Consider the following 18,679-nt stretch of genomic DNA (forward strand, 5'->3'; position numbering starts at 1 on the left):
CTGAATAGGGAAGCGCTCTATCGCCTGGTTGTAGGAAGAAGGCCCTTTTCGGGTGCGCCATGAATCTCATGGCGCACCCGAAAAGGGTTGAGCAAGGCTCCCAGATCTTTCGTGGGCACCAGATTGTTTAGGAGCGAGGTGGGGGTCCTGCTGGCTCAAACACTTCAATGAGATTGCCTGAGGGATCTTCAATCCAGATTTGCTGCCCTCCCGGCCCTCTGACGATGTCGTCTCGACGGAAGGATACTCCTGCCTGTTTGAGCGTCTCCATCATGGTTGGCAGATGCTCCACCTCGATGACCAGACGATTCCAGCCGCCAGGGGAGGGGCGCTGCCCGTCAGGCAGAGGGCGTGCTCCAGAGCTTTGCGGGCCGCTGAGCAGGAGATGGAGATCTCCTCGCGTCACTTGGGCAAACGCCGGGCTGGCGTTCCAATCCAATGTAAATCCTAAATGACGCGTGTAGAAGGTGATCGCTTGATCAACATCCTCAATCATGTAACGAATGCTTGCCATATCCTTCTCCTTTTCTTCAAGAAACGTATTCCTTTGATGGATCCAATGCCGGAATCTTTCCCCTGCGCGGATCACGCAAAGGTCCTTCTCATCCTGCACGCCATCTGCCCTGCTCGTTCCAGCACGGAGCCGGGCTCAGAGGCGCTCAGCTTGCGGTCTTTTGTCCCGGAACCGTCTCCTGGCGCTCTTGTTCCAGCAAGGTGAGCAGCAGCCGAATGCGCACATCTAGCTGGCTAGCCAGTTGATCGAAGACCTGTTGTCGCTCCGCTTCCGATCCTTCTGCCCTCGTAGGGTCGGGCAAACTCCAATGAATTGGCGACGAGTCTAGCCAGGTGGGACACCGCTCGCGAACCCGATCACAGAGCGTGATCACGCGATCAAACGACTGACCCACGAACATCTCCAAGGATTTGGGCACGGACTGGCTCATCTGGACGCCCCGTCGGGCAAGCGTGCCGATGGCCAACGGATGGACCGCTTGGGCAGGATGGCTCCCGGCACTCAACGCCTGGACCTGTCCCTGGCTTAGGTGACCCACCAGCGCCTCGGCCATCTGAGAGCGAGCGCTGTTGCTCGTACAGAGAAACAGAAGACGCGGCGGGGGACCGTCAAAGTTCCATTGCGTGCGGCTCCCTGGGGGAATCGCTTCCCCCAGGCTCGGATGGAGGCTTGACGACGCTTCCAGGTAGAGCATGTGCAGGCGTTGCAGGTCCAGGCTGTAATAAAATGAGCGTTCATCAGCAGTACTGCGTCGCTCATGAACGAGGCCTGCCTGACGGAGCTGGCGTAAGTGGTAAGACACTAGATTGAGTGGCTGCTTTACCTGCGCAACGAGTTCGGCCACACGATAATCACTCTGGGTGAGTTGTTGGAGTAACGCCCACCGCAGATCATGCGCCAGCAGTTTGAGCACCGATGGTGCTGGCTGTTCTTTCGTCTGCATCATTTTACTCCAATCTTATTTGAAGCAATTCAATTTAAGAATACTATACCCAAGTGGGGTTGAAAAGTCAAGGGAGGAGGTCTGTGACTCTGGAGAAGACGGCCTGGAGGGGTTCGTGTGAGCCAGCCGCCCATGCTTGTAACCACTGATGATCTCGCGGTTTTCGGTGAGACGAGGGACTAGATCTCGTGAAAACTCATACGCAGCCCTCCCGCAACACACGGGACAGTCACCGGCTGTCCCTCTGATCTTGCCTTTTTTGAGGTAGCTACGTTTTTTCCCTCCAAATTACTCTAAGGGGGAAGAAGCAGAAATGCATCGCAGGCTTTTTACTCTAAGAGCGTGTTTTGTAAATGACCATAGAGCTAGAGCCAGAACTGGCGAGCCAGCGGGTGTAAGCACACTCCCGCTAGCTGCACCTGTCGCATGGACTGAAACGTCTTAGAAAGCGGCTTCAGCCTATTTACAAAACAGGCTCTATGAAGGATGTATCGGAGAAACTGCCAGAAGTCTTGACACCCAACGAAAGCAAGTCTACAATTCGTAACGAATGAACAAAATTTGTGAAAGCGAGAAATCATGGGGATTGATGAGAAAGAACGCGAACGGGCCATCTTCGATGTGACGGCTGAACTGCTGCTGCGGCATGGGTACAACAAAGTGACGATGAGCGATGTAGCGGATGCTGTCGGCTTAAACCGCAGACTGGTTTATCTCTTGTTTCCTTCAAAGGATGCATTGATAAAAGCCCTTCTGCTTCGGGAATTGAACATCTATGCGGAAGTCTGGAATCGCTATCTCGATAGTGATCCTTTGGGAGGCACGGTCGCCAGCGTCTATCGGGGTCTGCTCGCTGTCCTCAAGCAGTTACCATTGATGACTGCGATGTATACGCGAGATGAGCAGACGTTTGGCAAATATCTCTCCAGACCAGGCAATTTCTTCGCCTCCTGGCCGCCTGATCCTGGTCCGACACAGGAGTATCTCCAGGCCATGCAAGAGATCGGAGTCGTTCGCCAGGACATCAACACGAGAGCCATGGCTTTCATCCTGGATGCGCTGACTCCTTCCATCCTTGCCGCTCTCTCTTCTCACACGAAGGCATCTCTCGATGACTCCAACAGGTCGAGCCAGCCATCTTTTGATGAGTTAGTGGAAACGGTGGGCGGGATCTGTGATTGCTTGCTCACGCCGAAAGTGGGGGCGAACCTCGAAGCTGGAAAAGCGATGATGCGTCGGAAAATCGAAGAGGTGCAGGCACAGTTTACTGAGGCAGATGATACGGAAAGGAAAAACCAATGACAACCGAGAAGATCCACTTTACCAAAGAAAAAGAAACGATGCTCATGACCTTGAGCGGTCGGGCTCTCCAGAGCCAATGGAAGAATCCCATCTTGCGTGATCCCTGGGCTGAAGAAGCGATGCGGCATATCGATTACGACATCAGCAAGCACTACAGGGGTGTGGGCTCGTGGAGCATGTGGAGCAAGATTGGATGTACCATCATCGCCACGCGCGCCGCGACCTTTGATCTGCTCACGAACCGCTATCTGGCAGATCACCCAGATGCGATCGTGCTCCACGTGGGCTGCGGCATGGACAGCCGTGTTTTTCGAGTCGATCCGCCTGCTAATGTCCAGTGGTTCGACGTGGATTACCCCGATGTGATCGACCTGCGCCGCCAACTGTTCCCCGAACGGGGTGCCTATCACCTGATCGGTGCACCGCTGGAGGATTTGCGCTGGTTGGACGAGGTCCCAAGGGACCGGCCCGCGCTGCTTATCGCCGAGGGGGTGCTGCACTACCTGAGCGAAACGGAAGTGAAAGCGCTCCTCAATGCGGTGGTCGCTCACTTTCCCGGCGGTCAGATGATCTTCGATATCGGCAATCCGTGGATTGTGAAAAGAGCGGGCTCGAACGTCGGGGGCACGGGTGCAACCTACAAGTGGGGCCTTGATGATCCCCAGGACATCAAGCGGCTTGAGCCAAAACTTGAACTGATCAAGGAATTCAGACCAAGCGAACTGGTCGCGTTTTCCCGATTCCCGTTATGGTGGCGGGTCCTTTACCGCGCGCAGGAGGTCAACCCCACGCTGCGTAGGATGGAACGTACAATAGTTTACCGATATGAGAACGCAAGCTCGGAATCACTATCCTAAGCTAGGTGAAATGAAAAAACGTATGGCAGTGGAAAAATGCAATTTAGCATGACCATCTGGAGGTGGTGTGTGAGAAGCCCACGATGAACGATGTGCTCATTCCTCTTTGCGAACGCTATGGGATGAACCTGCAAACAGGAGCTGGCGAACTTTCGATCACGGCGGCTCTGAACATGGTCAGAAGGATTGAGCAGGTGAGCAAGCCAGCGCAGATCTTCTCTATCTCTGACTTCGATCCGGCGGGGCAATCGATGCCGGTTGCGATGGCGCGCAAGCTGGAATATTTTGTGCGTACGCGCCAGGTGGAGCAAGATATCCGGCTTTTCCCGCTCGTGCTTACCGCCGGGCAGGTGCAGGAGTACCGGTTGCCGCGCACACCTATCAAGGAGAGCGAGCGTCGGCGGAGTGGGTTTGAGCACCGGTATGGAGAGGGGGCCACAGAACTTGATGCGCTGGAGGCGATTGCTCCAGGCGCGCTCGCGCGCATTGCGCTGGAGGCTGTGGAGCGCTGTTATGATCCCGATCTCCGTCGGCGTGCCATTCGGGGTCTTGATATAAAAAAAACTCAAAAATCCGCTAAGAGAGAACAAGCAGGGAAAAGGTCCTTGATTTCTTCCGCTACGGTTGCCATTGCCTGTTTGCTGTGATACAAACGATGCATTCCTGTTGAGAGATGTGGAGTGCGTTCTTATGGCAATTGACATCCTCCCCATGGCTCAAGCCAGGGGATTCCTCGAGTCGCCTCTAGGGTTTCCTGCTTCGCTGAGTCTTGCCTGAACGAGACAAAGCCCGTCCAGGTCTTACAGACTCTCCACAGGCGTTAAGGACCGTGAGCCCCACGGCCACAATGTTCTTTGCTGCGTTGATATCGCGGTCATGATGGACCCCACATTCTGGGCAGTCCCATTGACGGACATCAAGCGCTAAGGAGTCGAGGAGATGACCACAATCGAAACAGCGCTTACTGGAAGGATACCATTTGTCAATCTTGACCACGTTTCGACCATACCAGTTGGCCTTGTATTCGAGTTGGGACACAAACTCGCTCCATCCCACATCGCTGATCGCTTTGCTGAGGGTTGGGTGCTTGACCATGTTCTTGACTGCCAACGACTCGACACACACCACTTGGTTCTCGCGTATGAGTCGGGTCGAAAGTTTGTGCAGGCGCGTCACGGCGGCGATCAGCGATACGGGCATGAATGCGTGCTACGTTGAGACGTGCCTTGTCTCGGTTTTTCGAGCCCTTTTTCTTCCTGGCATGACAACGTTGGGCTTTGGCCAGTTTCTTTTCATCCTTGTGGAAGAACCTGGGATTGCCCACCACTTCACCGGTCGAGAGGACCACAAAGGACTTTAAACCAAGATCAGCTCCAATCGCCTGCTCATTGGCAGGCACATGCTCAATCTCGTCTTCCACAAGGATGCTGATGCGCGTAGCGATTGGCACAGTCTTTGGAGATGGTCACACTCGAAGGGGGTGCGTCTTTTGGCAGAGGGCGCGACCAGCGTATATCAAGGGGTTCGTTCATCTTGGCGAGTGTGAGAGCTCCATTGTGCCAGGTAAAAGCGTTGGCGGTATAGGTGGCAGATTGCTTGTTGCGTTTTTTGTGGAAGGTGGGGTACTTGGCACGCCCTTCAAAGAAGTTGAGAAACGCTTTGTCCAGGTGACGAAGAGCTTGCTGCAAGGGCACGCTAGAAACGGCGTTCAACCAGTGTGTCTCTTCTTGCTTTTTCAAGTCAGTCAACAGGAGACTCAACTCTTTGTAATAGAGTCGCTGATGGTCGTTGTAATAGGCATCGGTTTTCTTACGCAATGCCCAGTTATAGACGCGCGCGACAGCACCCAAAGGTTTGAGCAAGGATCTGCTGTTGTTCTGGTGTGGGATACACGCGGTACTTGAAAGCGCGTTTCTGTTTCATAGGATACATTATAGCAGTTACGGTGTAAAAATGCAACAATTTGCACTGCCCTATCCGCCCCAAGAAAGGAGCGCGCCATTCATCCCCATGTTTGCGCAACAGGGGTCTTCTGGCGCGGTTAGATAAAAAGATTTCGACATACCTGACCGACGAGCAACGTCAGGTGATGTCGGAGAGGGGTCTGCTCGCCAGAACGCACGTTCTGTTACTTCTCCCATGTCAAGGGCAACGTCTTCACCCCCAAAACGGACATGCTACTGATCAGAGACAGCGGCGCATCGGACACGTGCCAGGAGCCAGGCAGGCGGTCGAGCATCGCGCTCAGCGCAATCTTCGCCTCCAAACGCGCCAGGGGAGCGCCCAGACAGAAATGGATGCCACGCCCGAAGCCCAGGTGCCGATTCGGCTCGCGCTCGATCATGAACTGATTGGCATTGGGGAACTGGGCCTCATCACGATTCGCCGAGGCAATCCAGGCAAAGAGTAACTTGCCAGCTTCTATGCGCTGATCGCCAATCGTCGTCTCGGTCGTGGTTCCGCGTATCGTGAGTTTGAGCGGCGAGTAGTAGCGCAGTGCCTCTTCAAGAGCGCTCGGCACCAGGTCGCGATTGGCACGCAGACGTTCCACCGCTTCAGGATGCTCATCCAGGCATAGGATGGCATTGCCAATCAGATTGGTCGTGGTCTCGTTGCCTGCGACCAGGAGCAGCACACAGAACCCCAGCAATTCCTCATTCGAGAGGCGCTCCCCATCCACTTCCGCCAGCAGCAGTGCGCTCACCAGGTCGTTGTGGGGATGGGCACGCCGCTCCTCAAAGATCTGGGTGAAGTAGGCACTCATGCTGTCTGTAGCCTGCATGACCGCCTGCCTGGCCTCTTCCGTCGCTTCCTCGTCTCCCGAGACGAAAGCATCAGACCACTGCTTGAACTCCTCACGTCGCTCTGCGGGAACCCCCAACAACTCCGCAATGACCGTGACAGGCAGCGGATAGGCCAGATCCCTGATCACATCCATCTCACCCACCGCCTGCACCTGGTCGAGCAATCCATTGGTGATCTCCTTGATGCGCGACTCCATGTGAGCCACCATGCGCGGCGTGAAGGCTTGCGACACGAGCTGGCGCAACTGGTGATGACGCGGCGGGTCCATACGGAGCATGCTCGAACTGATCGGAGTGGCATTGCGGTACTCGGGTGGCAGGAAGCTGCTCTCATCGGAAGAAAACGTCGTGTGATCACTGAGCACGCGTGCCACATCGTTGTAGCGGAAGATGTGCCAGGCCTGCACATTCTGGTCGAAGAAAACGGGCTGGGTCTCACGCATCTGACGATACCAGTCATACGAGGCAGTGAGCTGTTCTCTCTTGGGATGTGTTTGCATCATTCTTCTTCTTTCTCTTTTTCGTATTTTCTTCTACTTCATTGGTGGTCCATGCCCCCACGCGCGTGAGCAGATCTAGCCCTCCAAACGTGGACCATTCTTTACAGACGACCGTCTGTCCTGTTGGCTTTACGTCATATGGACGTGCTGAAAGGGCCACGATGGCGTGAGCTTCTTCCCACGGAGACGGCCCGCTTTTTACACGCGCTTTGTATAGGCCCTCATCGCAAAGATGTAGGCCACCACCAGAATGCCGACGCACCATGCAAGCGCAACCCAGATATTATGAGACACTGGCTGTCCAGACAGTAACGCACGGATGGTTTCCACGATCGCCGTCACTGGCTGGTTTTCGGCAAAGACCCTGACGACCAGTGGCATCGACTTGGTTGGCACAAACGCCGAACTGATAAAGGGCAGGAAGATAATCGGATACGAAAAGGCGGTTGCCCCGTCTATCGATTTGGCGGTTAGTCCGGGAATCACCGCAACCCAGGTTAATGCCAGCGTAAACAACGCGAGGATGCCGACGACGGTCAGCCAGGACAGGATGCCCGCCGACGAACGAAAGCCCATCAGCAACGCGACGAGAATGATGACCACCACCGAAATCGCGTTGGACACCAGCGAGGTCAGGACGTGTCCCCACAGCAGGGTGGAAGGGGCTATCGGCATGGAGCGAAAGCGCTCAATGATCCCCCGTTGCACATCGGTAAACAAACGGTACGCCGTATAGGAGATCCCGCTCGCAATCGCAATCAGTAAGATCCCAGGTAACAAGTAATTGACATAATTATCTGTCCCGGTTTGAATGGCGCCGCCAAACACATACACGAACAGCAACATCATCGCAATAGGCGTGATCAGGACTGTGATGATGGTGTCCATACTGCGGAAAATATGGCGCATAGAACGACCCAGCATCACGCTCATATCGCTGAAAAGGTGTTTCTGTATGGTTTCCTGTTTCTGTATCGCTTCCATTTATTATTCCTCCTTTTTGCCAATGATGGCAAGAAAAATCTCCTCCAAGGCCGGTTGTTTTTCCACATACTCCACCGAAGCCGCTGGAAACAGCTTTTTGAGCTCCATGAGCGTGCCGCTGGCGAGAATCTTGCCCTCATGGAGAATGGCAATGCGATCAGCAAGCTGTTCCGCCTCATCCAGGTACTGCGTAGTCAAGAAGATGGTTCTGCCCCCATCAGCAAGCTCCTTCGCCACCTTCCACATTTCGATGCGTGCCTCGGGGTCAAGCCCGGTGGTCGGCTCGTCAAGGAAAAGGATCGGCGGTGTTCCCACCAGGCTCATGGCGAGGTCAAGCCTGCGGCGCATCCCGCCTGAATAGGTCGACGCCCTGCGGTTTGCGGCATCGGTTAAACCGAAGCGTGTCAGCAACTCGTCGGACACCTGGCGCGGATTCTTGACGTGTCGGAGCTTGGCGATCATGATCAGATTTTCTTGCCCGGTCAACATCTCATCGACGGCGGCAAATTGCCCGGTCAGACTGAGTGATTGCCGCACATGGTCTGGCTGTGACGCCACATTAAAGCCGTTGACGATGGCCGTTCCCCCGTCCTGTTTGAGCAGCGTGGTGAGGATTTTGACAAGCGTGGTCTTGCCCGCGCCGTTGGAGCCAAGCAGGGCAAAAATGCTGCCCTGCTCCACGCTGAAATTCACGCCTTTTAAAACATCGAGATGCTTGTATGATTTCTGCAGATCGCTTACCCGAATTGCAACACTTTGCACAATTTTCTCCTTATGCTAGAATAATCACCTTCGAGACATCAACATCCAGCCCTTTGAGCGCGGCATACGTGATCTTATCCATCATCGCACCGTCAAAGGAAATGGTTTTCAGAGCACGATAATATTTCTTCGACAAGGTAAACCCTGGGAGGAACGAAACCTGTTTGAGGGTCGCGCCCCGAAACGAAGCGTCATTGAGGGACGCCTTGCCAAACATGACACCGATAAAGGTCTGCCCATCAAAGCGCAGTCCGCGCAGATCGGAATATGTGAAGTTCACGCGGAGAAAGCGACAGCGTTCAAAAATGGTTTTTCGCAGGTTAGTCATTGTCAAGTTGACATCTGTCAGCGTGACGTTAATGAATGCTGCTTGGTCCAGTCCCGACATACTGAAGTTGGTACGCACAAGGATGGCTTCACGGAAGTTGGCATTCCTGAGATCAAGGGTGGAGAAGTTACAATCGGTCAGATTGGCACCAGCAAAGTTGGCTTCACGGACGTCGCTGCCCCGAAACGAACTCCCAGTCAGGTCTGCACCTGTAAAATCAGAGCCGCGCAACGCGCTGCCTTGAAAGTTGCTTTTCTGCGCAACCACACCTGCAAAGTCGCTTTGTGGTAGATTGCTCGCACTCAAGTTGATGGCCACCTGTCGCTCCAGCGAGCGGGAGAGGTGGGCGACCTCCTGGACCGTCTGCTCAATGTCGCCGATACTCTCAATGGTCATGTCAAAGGCGGTTTCATCATCCTTGCCCTCGGCTTTGAGTTCACGGAAGCGCTCCTGCAAATCGGCGAGCAGATCAGCCTTTAATTCGGCGGCGCTTTTTACCCCATCGTAGGGAGCAAAAACGCCGTGTACATAGTTGGTCAATTTATCATCCATAACGACACCTTTCCTTTACAAGAGGTTATCCAGCACGCCCTTCGCGTACTCCCAGTTGCTTTTGTTGCGATCGTACGTCGCTTTCCCTTTTTCCGTAATTCGGAAGTATTTCCTCCTTCCGCCCTGAGATTCATCGCCCCAATACCATTCGATATCACCGTCCACCTCAAGCCGCCGGACGCTGGAATACATGGTGGCTTCCTTTAATTCATAGTCCCCACCCGAGCGCTCGGCAATCAGCTTGACAATCTCGTAGCCGTAGCGGTCAGCTTCCGATACGAGCCGTAAAATCATCGTATCGGTATGTCCGCGCAGCAGGTCGGAGGTCAGTTTGTTTTCACTCATCTCATCACCTCATATGCGGATTATACGACATAGTACTATGATTGTCAATGAACTATTTCAATGGTAATACTTTGTTTGATAAAGAGGAAACACCAGAAACGTACCCTTAACGGAAGAAATCAGGACCTTTCCCCCGCTGACTCCTCCTTAGCGGAATTTTGAGTTTTTTTTATGTCGGGGCCCCGTCTCAGGCGCTCATCGTTCTCCTGAGTGCGGCTCATCGCCGAAACGGTCTATCCAGCCTCGACTCATCTGGGTAGGCCCGGCGCTACGTAAGTTGTCATGAAGGGCAGGGTAGCGATTACTACATGCAAAAAATAGTACTCACCTCTTGTTCCCGATTCTGTATCCCTCTTCGTTTTTTTGCAACACAACCCTTGCATCGTATTTTATCTCTGCTATACTTAGCCTTGTTGGGATGTTGGGAAAGCTGGGGAAGAAAAAACAGAGAAGCAGGTTACCATGCCCAAATCACCCACCTATAGGCTCATCTGGTCTGCTGAACGCAATGCCTATGAACTTCATACCCCTGATCACTCTCACCAGCGTTTTGTGCCAGAAGACGAAGCATCATGGTTGGCCTGGCTCGCGACATGCACCTCCTTTTCTTTCCAGGGTCGCGCTGGTCGCCTCAATGTTTACAAAGAGTTGCGCTCACGAGGCGCAGGGTACTGGTATGCCTATCACTCTACTGGGCGGCGCGTCGCCAAGCGCTATCTTGGGCGCACGGCCACGTTGACGCTGAGGCGTTTAGAAGAGGTTGCGCAGTCTCTGACGAATGAGAACCCAGCTTCCCTGATGACATCCACCCTCACAGAAAAGGATGGTGTCTTCCAGGCAACCACGGCACGCCTCCCAGAGGAGGGTAAGGAGAAGGGGGACTTGCCATCTACCTTGCCTCCGTCGCAGATGGAGCAGCTCGGCCTCAAACTCCGTCTGCCACGCTTAGCAACTTCCTTGATTGAGCGCACGCATTTATACGCGCTCCTGGATGCTGGATTTGCCCGCAAACTTACCCTCATCTCAGCTCCTGCAGGCTTTGGCAAAACGACCCTCGTGCGCGCCTGGATCACCAGGCGCAGGGATTCCTGCCTGCCCTCTCGTCCTACCTCTGAGCGTACCAACCAGGATCACCTGTTCGTGGCCTGGGTCACCCTGGATGACGGGGACAATGAGCCTCTGCGTTTTTGGGGTGCTGTCCTGGCAGCCTGCCAGACCTTCTCGCCACACGAAGAGATAGGGGCACGTGCGTTGTTGGAAACTGCGCAGTACCAGACGATGCTCGCTACATTTCTCCAGTACCTCTCTCGCCTGCCCACCCGTTGTATCCTGGTCCTGGAAGATTATCATGTGATTCGTTCGCCGCTTCTTCACGAGATGCTCGCCTCACTGCTGGCTCGCGTGCCTGACACCCTGCATGTGATCCTGATCACGAGAGTTGATCCTCCCTTGCCTCTGGCACGATTACGTGCCAACGGAGAACTGCAAGAAGTACGGGATGCCGACTTGCGTTTCGCGCTCACGGAGGCGCAAGCCTTCCTGCAGCAGATGCTCCCCTTTCCTCTTGACGCGGCAGTGAGCGAGCGCATGTACCTCCAGACCGAAGGCTGGGTGACGGGACTGCGTTTGCTCGCGCTGGCCTTACAAGGGTATAGATCACAGCAGGAGAGCGAGCCGCTGTTGGCCAGCTTCAGTGGCACCCTTCGCTACATTTTGGTGTATCTCGTCGAGGAGGTGCTCGCTGTCCAGCCTGACGCCCTCCAACTCTTTCTGCTGCAAACGAGTGGCCTCAACCGTTTGACGGCCTCGCTGTGCGATGCGGTCACCGACAGGGACGATAGCGATCTCCTGCTCGAACAGGTGGAACGGGCCAATCTCTTTCTCCAACCCCTCGATGAGAGCCAGCAGTGGTATCGCTATCACGCGCTCTGGGCGCGGGCACTGCAACGAGAAGCCCACCGTCGCCTGGGAGCAACCACCTTGCACACACTCAACCGCAAAGCAAGTTCCTGGTATGAGCAGCAGGGACTGCTCCCGGACGCGATTGAAGCGGCTTTTGCAAGTGAGGATTTTCCCCGTGTGGCCATGCTCATCGAACGTTTGCTTCTTCCAAAGAGCTTTCACAATCCATATCACCTGTTGCGAAGGCTTCTGGAGCGGGTGCCAAAGGATGTGTTAGATGCGCATCCGGAACTCAGTTTTGCCTATGCAGAATCCCGCATTTTTACGTCTGATCGACGCGATCCCTCCAACAAAAAGGTGACTGAACAGGCACTGCAGATTGCGGAACAGGGATTTCGTGTCCAGAAGGATGACCAGAAGTTGGCCCAGGTACTCTCACTCAGAGCGACTCTTGCCTTCTTTCAAAACGATCTGCTTGCCGCGTTTGCTCTGGCCCATCAGATGCTGCTAGTGCAGCCAGAAGGCGAGCTGCATTGGCGTGGGAGTAGTCTGGTGGTACTCGGGATTGAAGCGCTGCTCGCCGGGAAGATGGAGGAGGCCCGGCAACGTATGATGGAGGCGCGTGTCGCCTATGAAGCTGATCAATCTTTCCCTGGCCACCTGGCGACGGCGTTCGTCCTGGGAGAGATCAGCATGGAACAGGGAGAGCTGCATCAAGCTGACCTGTACTATCAGCAGGCACTCGCAGGTTCAGAACCGGGAAAAGAGGAACTCTTCCAGCATCAACTCACCACCATGACCGGAGCCCAGGAAACCTTCTTCAAATGCCAGGCCCTGTTCGGGTTGGCTCAGCTTGCCTATGAACGGAACGAGTTGGATGCAGCGGAGCAGTGGCTCTCCCAGGTCCGAGTCCTGGGTGGCCCCCTGGTGGAAGAGATGCACTTCCTCACCGCTGGGACGCTGTTGCAGGCATACATCCTCCACGCACGTGGGCAGAGCGCCCAGGCGCAGGAACTGCTGAGTCAGATAGCCGTGCAGGCACGCTCGCCGCAGTTTCTCCGTGAGGTCCGCGCCTGCGTAGCCCAGATCGCGCTGGCCACAGGGGATCTGACGAAAGCCTGCGAGTGGTCCAGGACCATTGAGCACGCTGAGACTCCTCTTGCCCTGCTCAGGCAGGAAGAAGAGGCCCTGCTGCTTGCTCGCTTGCGGATCGCACAAGCCCGGAGTGAGGAAGCCTTGCGCATCCTGGCACCCTGGAAAACGCAAGCCGAAACGCAGCAACGTCTGCGCTCGACGCTGGAAATCTTGCTCCTTGAGGCACTCGCCTACTTTTCCCAGGCCTGCCTGCCTGAGGCAAAGCAGGCCCTCCTGCCGATGTTAACAAGGACGCAAGGGAAAGGATATCAACGCCTCTTTCTAAATGAAGGCCGGGCGATGGAAACACTGCTGAAAACATTGGTGCCGGAGCTACGAGAGGCCTCCCTGCTTTCCTCTGTACGCACCCTTCTGCACGCCTTTGCCCAGGAATATGGGACAGAGGACACCTCGCCTTCCAGGAAAGGCAGCTTGCTGCTTGAGCCGCTCAGCCCTCAGGAGCAACGCGTGCTGCATTTGCTCGTTGCTGGACGAACCTACGGCGAAATCGCCCAGGAACTGGTCGTCTCCCTCAATACCATTAAGACCCAGATCAGTAGTGTGTATCGCAAGCTGGGAGTGAACCGCCGCGCAGAAGCCATCGCCCGTGCCCAGCGTTTGCATTTGCTCTAACCCCTCGCATCTCCCTGTTGGGATTATCCAGCCATTGCGTAACCACCTGATTTCCCCAACTCCAGCCACCGACAATCACCCGCGCAATCACGAGAAGAGGTGAAGTCAGCGTCCCCGCTTTCCGGCTATACTGCTTTGCGTGAGGGAGCAAAAACACCTCTCTCTAGAGCAGGAGGGCATCTATGCAGGTGCAGATCCGCGTGAAGAGTTATCTCAACCCTGACTGGCAGGAGTGGCTTGAGGGGTTGGCGGTAGTCCATGAGCCATCAGGAACCACCTTGCTGTGTGGGTGGCTTCAGGACCAGGCTGCGTTGTATGGAATACTTCTCACTATTCATGATTTTGGGTTGACCTTGCTTTCGCTTGAGACAAGCGAATCATCCCAACGTACGAAAGGGAAAGAGCATATTATGATAAGCGCAGCATTTCCTTACGAGAAAAAACGGAAAGCCGCCCTGGGGCTTGAGATGGCCTATGTAGAAGAGGGACAGGGTGATCCCATTGTCTTTCTCCACGGCAATCCCACCTCTTCCTACGTCTGGCGTAACATTCTGCCCTATGTGCAGGGCTTTGGTCGCATTATTGCCCCGGATCTCGTCGGGATGGGCGATTCGCAGAAGCTACCTGAGAGCGGACCACACTCCTATACCTTCGTCGAGCATCGCCGTCACCTTGATGCGCTGCTCGAAGCGCTGGGCGTCAGTGCCCAGGTCGTCCTCGTGGGACACGACTGGGGTGCAGCCCTGGCGTTTGATTGGGCACGTCGCCATCCAGAGGCTGTGCGCGGCATTGTCTATATGGAAGCGGTCATGGGAACCTCCTCGTGGAGTGAGATGCCGGAGATCGCCCGCTCGCGCTTTCAGGCCCTGCGTTCTGCACAGGGTGAGCAGTTGGTACTGGAACAGAACTCGTTCATCGAGTTCAACCTGCCCAAGACCATTCTGCGTACCTTAACAGACGAGGAAATGAACCAGTATCGTCGCCCGTTTGCAGAGGTCGGTGAAGCGCGTCGCCCGAATCTCTCCTGGGCACGTCAACTCCCGATTGAGGGCGAACCAGCCGATGTTACCGAGATCGTCACTGCCTCTGGGAAGTTTCTTGCTCAGAGTCCCATGCCTAAATTGCTCATCCAGGCCGTTCCAGGGACACAAGACCCCCAGAAGGTCGCGTTCAATCGCACATGGCCGGCGCAAACCAAAGTGAGCGTGCGCGGGCACCATACCCCGCAGGAGGACTCTCCTGACGAGATTGGGCAGGCCATTGCAAGCTGGTTACAATCTCTGAAATAGTTTCCAAGACGAGGGCCTTCACAGGAGACGTGAGAGCATTCGTCCAGCCGTATTTGAAGGAAACGGTGGAAAATTGCTTCCTTCGATGGATACAGACATATTCTTCTGCTTACATAAAAGGAGATAGGAACATGAAACCAGTTACACCATATCCAGCTTTTATTGACTCAGATCCGAAACAAAGTGAATCAAGTGAAAGATGGGGGAATGAAATAAAAAGACCATTTGAAGTGGAATCATCGGAATATCCTTTCACGGACCGTTGGCTGCCTTATCGTGACGGATACATTCATTACCTTGACGAAGGGGCAGGACCAACGGTCCTGCTCCTTCACGGGAATCCCACGTGGTCTTATCTCTATCGGAATGTCATCAAGGAGCTGCGCAATGACTGTCGTCTGATCGCTTTGGATTACCCTGGATTTGGGATGTCAAAAGCGCCTTCCCACTATGGTTTTACGCCACAAGAGCAATCGGATGCTGTCCAGGACTTCATCCGCCGCCTGGACCTGAAGGATTTTGTTTTAGTTGTCCAGGATTGGGGAGGACCAATTGGAGTACATTACGCGGTTTGGCACCGGGAAAACCTACGCGGCATCGTCGTGATGAACACCTGGGCTTGGCCCACTACGCTCCTTCCAATGAAGCTGTTTTCTTTGGCGATGGGGGGATGGCCTATCGGATACTGGCTTCAAACACAGCGAAACTTCTTCGCCAAAAACATTGTTCCGTATGGGATTCACCATGCTGAAAAAATCACGAAAAGCTTGAGAAAAGCTTATACTGATCCGTTCCCAACGCCAAAATCAAGGATACCAACCTGGGTTTTCCCCAGACAGATTCGCAAGGCACGATCATGGTTCAAGGAAATTGAATCGAGACTACCGGTGCTCTCTAATGTACCCGCGCAAATTCTCTGGGGGACAAAAGATAGCGACGGTTTCCCACTCGAAGAGATGAAAAAATGGCAGAGATACCTCAAGCTAAACGAAAGTGAAGCCCTGGATGATGCCTCGCATTATGTGCAGGAGGATCGACCAGATCGCGTCGCAGCCGCTATTCGCAGAGTTCTTGAAAGAACTTCGCGGAATTGAGAGAGGTCAGATGAAACAAACCACATTTCCCCCAATGGGAACTTACATCGTATCACCATCTATGGAATAGAGGAGAAAGCAATGAAAACGATTCTTTGGGCCACCTTAACCGCTAATGGGAACTACGCACGCAATGCCAGCCCCGAGCACCCTCCCAAACAGGAAGCGTTCAGTGATTTCTTGGATCAGGTGAAAGCGGCAGGGAATTTCATCGTCGGACGTCGAACGTTCGAGAGCTTTCAGGCGGGTGGAGAGAGTCCTTTTGGCGATGTCGACATCGTCGTGATCTCGAAGAGCGTCAAAGACATTCCTGGTGTCAAGGTTGTGGAATCACCGCAAGCGGCCCTCGCGTACCTGCAAGAAAAAGGCTATACAACCGCCCTTCTTTCGGGCGGCGCGGATCTGCACAATGCCTTTTTACAACAGGGGCTTGTTGACGAGATACTATTTCCAATCGCACCTGTATTGGAGGGAAAGGGATACAACATCTTGCTCAACCAGGATCACTACCAATACAAGGATATCCAGTTGTTGGATTTCAAGTCCCTTGGTGGTGGCGTCGTTCGGTTACACTACGCAATTGGTCGTGAATAAAGCCGCTTGAGAAGAATGCCTGATTCATAGGCTCTTTACTGTACGTCCTTACGTACGTACCTACGTCTGACCGCTCACTGAAGATCAGCGCTGATCTTCAGTGAGCGGTCAGCGCGAAGGATTGACACTGAAGACGTATTAATCCCCATGTGATATGGAATGCGATTGGAGAAACAATGGACACAAACGCATCGGAGCAGCAACACAACCAGAAGTCTGAACTGACCTCTCCCGCGAAGGCATTCGATCAGCCTTTTTTGGCAAGCAAGGAGCCATCGACCAGGGTTCGGGTGGGCCATGTGCTTCTCCTGGGGACAATGATGGCAATTGGGCCGCTGTCCAGTGATATGTACCTGCCCTCACTCCCAACGATCAGCCACGAACTGGGCGCAACAATGTCGCAGGCCCAGATCACCTTGACTGCAAGTCTCTTCGGCGTGGCGCTGGGCCAGCTGCTGATCGGACCGATCAGTGATGCTCGCGGGCGGCGCGGACCTCTACTCGTCGGAATGATCCTCTATGTACTTACATCCCTGTTATGCCTCGTCGCTCCTTCGATTGGTCTCCTTATCGCGCTACGTTTCGCCCAAGGGGGGCCGCAGCAGCGGGAGTCGTGATTTCGCTTGCCATCGCTCGCGATCTCTATGGGGGTCGCGCCCTGGCCCGCTGCATTTCTCTGCTGATGATGGTGAACTACTTTGCCCCGATGATCGCGCCTGTGCTTGGCAGTCTGTTACTCAGCTTTACCTCCTGGCGAGGTGTCTTTGTGACGCTCGCTCTCATCGGTACAGTGATTGTGCTTGTGGTCGCATTCGGACTCAGCGAGACACTGCAACCAGCGCAGCGCCAGAGCAGAGGCGTCTCTGCCTCGCTTGCGGATTTCCGCCATTTGCTCTTCGATGCTCGTTTCGTCGGTCTTGCCCTCTCTCTAGGTTTTACGTTCGCCGCCATTTTCGTGTACATTTCAAGCGCCCCCTTCATCTTAGAGAACGTCTATGGCCTTGCGCCTCAAAGCTCTGGCGTCGTGTTCGGGATCAATGCCCTGGGGGTTCCCATCATGGCTCAGGTCAACGCAAGGCTTGTCGGTCGAGCATCACCGCAAAAGCTACTGATAGGGGGAACGGCGGTTCTTGCCATTGGGAGTCTAGCCTTGATTGGTGCAGTCCTCACGGGAGTTGGCCTCATTGGAGTGCTACCTTCATTCTTTGTCCTTATCTCCAGTGTGGGCCTTATCGCACCGAATGCGATGGCGCTCGCATTGGGCAATGTCAGGGCTGCTGGAAGTGCATCGGCCATCCTGGGCGTGTTGCAGATCATCATTGGCGTGGTCGCAGCGCCACTGGTTGGCCTTGGTGGAAGTGAGACTGCCGTTCCCATGGCGCTGACCATTGCCGTGTTCGGCATCACAACCTTGGCGACGGTCGTCATGGTATGCCGTCCTGGAAAGATCGATACAAAGGCACAGTAGATTGCCACTTTCCTCGACATCACTGGATCATGACGAGTGGAATCTGGAGTATGATAGACCAAATCCGTTGAAGTACAGTCCAAAGGAGCAATTCATGGTGATAGGGCTCAAGCAGGTGGCTACGCTGGGGTTGATCGCCGGAAGCTTGACCAGTGATCTGCGCCTCATCCCCTCGATCAGTATTCCTCTGCTTTGCCTCCCACTGTGCGCCATGCTTTTTTCCCTATCAGTTCCTTTTTTCGACAGCCGTAGCCATACCATCGCTGTTGACGGAACGGCTGAAATAACACCCTCTTGTGAGTGATACTCGTGAACAACTGCAAAGATTGTTGCCAACATTCGCATCACAAGAGCATGACGGAGCAACGGAATCACTTTAACATCACTTCTGGTTGTGCAAGGCTCGCCGCTGAGCCTTGGGTCAAAGGGTATATGCGGAAAATGGCAAAGGCCGTTTTTCGCATATACCCTTTTCTCTGAGCGTTGTAGACACGAAGGCTCTCTTAGAAAAGAGGCGCCTCCTCATGCTGGTGTAGTGAAATGGCGTGGTAGGGGACGTCGTCCTACGATGCTCACGCGATGGCTACTCGATAGATAACGATCTCTGGCAAGCCCCCTTTTTCAGGTAACATATGAAAAGAACTCAAACTCAGGTATGAAGAAGAAGGGAAAGC

17 protein-coding genes and 1 pseudogene are annotated in these 18,679 nt (G+C 54.4%); 10 read left to right on the forward strand and 8 right to left on the reverse strand.

Annotation, left to right across the window (positions count from 1 at the left end):
* Window positions 1–127: 127 nt before the first annotated feature.
* Both KTE_RS27030 and KTE_RS27035 read right to left on the reverse strand, forming a co-directional pair.
* Window positions 128–514 (reverse strand): VOC family protein, encoded by a 387-nt coding sequence (locus KTE_RS27030; protein WP_201386489.1) that lies wholly within the window; start codon window positions 512–514, stop codon window positions 128–130.
* A gap of 145 nt (window positions 515–659) precedes the next feature.
* Entirely contained in the window at window positions 660–1,460 is an 801-nt protein-coding gene (locus tag KTE_RS27035) for an ArsR family transcriptional regulator (protein ID WP_236600594.1), read from the reverse strand.
* A gap of 576 nt (window positions 1,461–2,036) precedes the next feature.
* On the opposite strand from KTE_RS27035, the gene KTE_RS27040 reads away from it, so the two are divergent.
* From KTE_RS27040 to KTE_RS27050, 3 genes are all read left to right on the forward strand, one after another.
* Window positions 2,037–2,759 (forward strand): TetR/AcrR family transcriptional regulator, encoded by a 723-nt coding sequence (locus KTE_RS27040; protein WP_201386490.1) that lies wholly within the window; start codon window positions 2,037–2,039, stop codon window positions 2,757–2,759.
* On the forward strand, window positions 2,756–3,616 hold the full coding sequence (locus KTE_RS27045) for a class I SAM-dependent methyltransferase (protein WP_201386491.1): 861 nt from the start codon (window positions 2,756–2,758) through the stop codon (window positions 3,614–3,616). Before KTE_RS27040 ends, KTE_RS27045 begins: the two co-directional genes overlap by 4 nt.
* A gap of 83 nt (window positions 3,617–3,699) precedes the next feature.
* Window positions 3,700–4,263, forward strand: coding sequence for a hypothetical protein (locus tag KTE_RS27050; RefSeq protein ID WP_201386492.1), 564 nt, complete (start codon window positions 3,700–3,702; stop codon window positions 4,261–4,263).
* Between the two features lie 97 nt (window positions 4,264–4,360).
* Here the strand turns inward: KTE_RS27050 and KTE_RS49790 are convergent.
* The 6 genes and pseudogenes from KTE_RS49790 to KTE_RS27080 form a co-directional block, all read right to left on the reverse strand.
* Window positions 4,361–5,539 (reverse strand): annotated as a pseudogene (locus KTE_RS49790) (RNA-guided endonuclease TnpB family protein).
* A gap of 205 nt (window positions 5,540–5,744) precedes the next feature.
* On the reverse strand, window positions 5,745–6,923 hold the full coding sequence (locus KTE_RS27060) for a cytochrome P450 (RefSeq protein WP_236600597.1): 1,179 nt from the start codon (window positions 6,921–6,923) through the stop codon (window positions 5,745–5,747).
* A gap of 195 nt (window positions 6,924–7,118) precedes the next feature.
* The gene (locus KTE_RS27065; protein ID WP_201386493.1) at window positions 7,119–7,904 is read right to left on the reverse strand and encodes an ABC transporter permease; all 786 of its coding nucleotides are present in this window, start codon (window positions 7,902–7,904) and stop codon (window positions 7,119–7,121) included.
* A gap of 3 nt (window positions 7,905–7,907) precedes the next feature.
* Entirely contained in the window at window positions 7,908–8,666 is a 759-nt protein-coding gene (locus KTE_RS27070; RefSeq protein ID WP_201386497.1) for an ABC transporter ATP-binding protein, read from the reverse strand.
* Window positions 8,667–8,676: 10 nt separating this feature from the next.
* On the reverse strand, window positions 8,677–9,546 hold the full coding sequence (locus KTE_RS27075; protein WP_201386498.1) for a pentapeptide repeat-containing protein: 870 nt from the start codon (window positions 9,544–9,546) through the stop codon (window positions 8,677–8,679).
* Window positions 9,547–9,561: 15 nt separating this feature from the next.
* Entirely contained in the window at window positions 9,562–9,891 is a 330-nt protein-coding gene (locus KTE_RS27080) for a PadR family transcriptional regulator (protein ID WP_201386499.1), read from the reverse strand.
* Between the two features lie 462 nt (window positions 9,892–10,353).
* On the opposite strand from KTE_RS27080, the gene KTE_RS27085 reads away from it, so the two are divergent.
* The 7 genes from KTE_RS27085 (at window position 10,354) to KTE_RS27120 (ending at window position 18,309) form a co-directional block, all read left to right on the forward strand.
* Window positions 10,354–13,560, forward strand: coding sequence for a LuxR C-terminal-related transcriptional regulator (locus tag KTE_RS27085; RefSeq protein ID WP_201386501.1), 3,207 nt, complete (start codon window positions 10,354–10,356; stop codon window positions 13,558–13,560).
* Window positions 13,561–13,742: 182 nt separating this feature from the next.
* Window positions 13,743–14,849, forward strand: a complete 1,107-nt coding sequence (locus KTE_RS27095; protein WP_307811975.1) for a haloalkane dehalogenase — start codon at window positions 13,743–13,745, stop codon at window positions 14,847–14,849.
* A gap of 131 nt (window positions 14,850–14,980) precedes the next feature.
* A complete protein-coding gene (locus KTE_RS27100; RefSeq protein ID WP_201386503.1) occupies window positions 14,981–15,943 on the forward strand; it encodes an alpha/beta fold hydrolase in 963 nt (320 codons plus the stop codon).
* Window positions 15,944–16,024: 81 nt separating this feature from the next.
* Entirely contained in the window at window positions 16,025–16,537 is a 513-nt protein-coding gene (locus KTE_RS27105; RefSeq protein ID WP_201386505.1) for a dihydrofolate reductase family protein, read from the forward strand.
* Window positions 16,538–16,713: 176 nt separating this feature from the next.
* A complete protein-coding gene (locus KTE_RS48980) occupies window positions 16,714–17,154 on the forward strand; it encodes an MFS transporter (RefSeq protein WP_201386508.1) in 441 nt (146 codons plus the stop codon).
* Window positions 17,151–18,005, forward strand: a complete 855-nt coding sequence (locus KTE_RS27115) for an MFS transporter (RefSeq protein WP_201386510.1) — start codon at window positions 17,151–17,153, stop codon at window positions 18,003–18,005. The genes KTE_RS48980 and KTE_RS27115 overlap by 4 nt, the downstream gene beginning before the upstream one ends.
* A 94-nt stretch (window positions 18,006–18,099) precedes the next feature.
* Window positions 18,100–18,309: a hypothetical protein gene (locus KTE_RS27120; RefSeq protein WP_201386512.1), complete on the forward strand. Its 210-nt coding sequence runs from the start codon at window positions 18,100–18,102 to the stop codon at window positions 18,307–18,309.
* Window positions 18,310–18,679: the final 370 nt, after the last annotated feature.

This window comes from Ktedonobacter sp. SOSP1-85 (genome assembly GCF_016587415.1).
GTDB lineage: Bacteria > Chloroflexota > Ktedonobacteria > Ktedonobacterales > Ktedonobacteraceae > Ktedonobacter.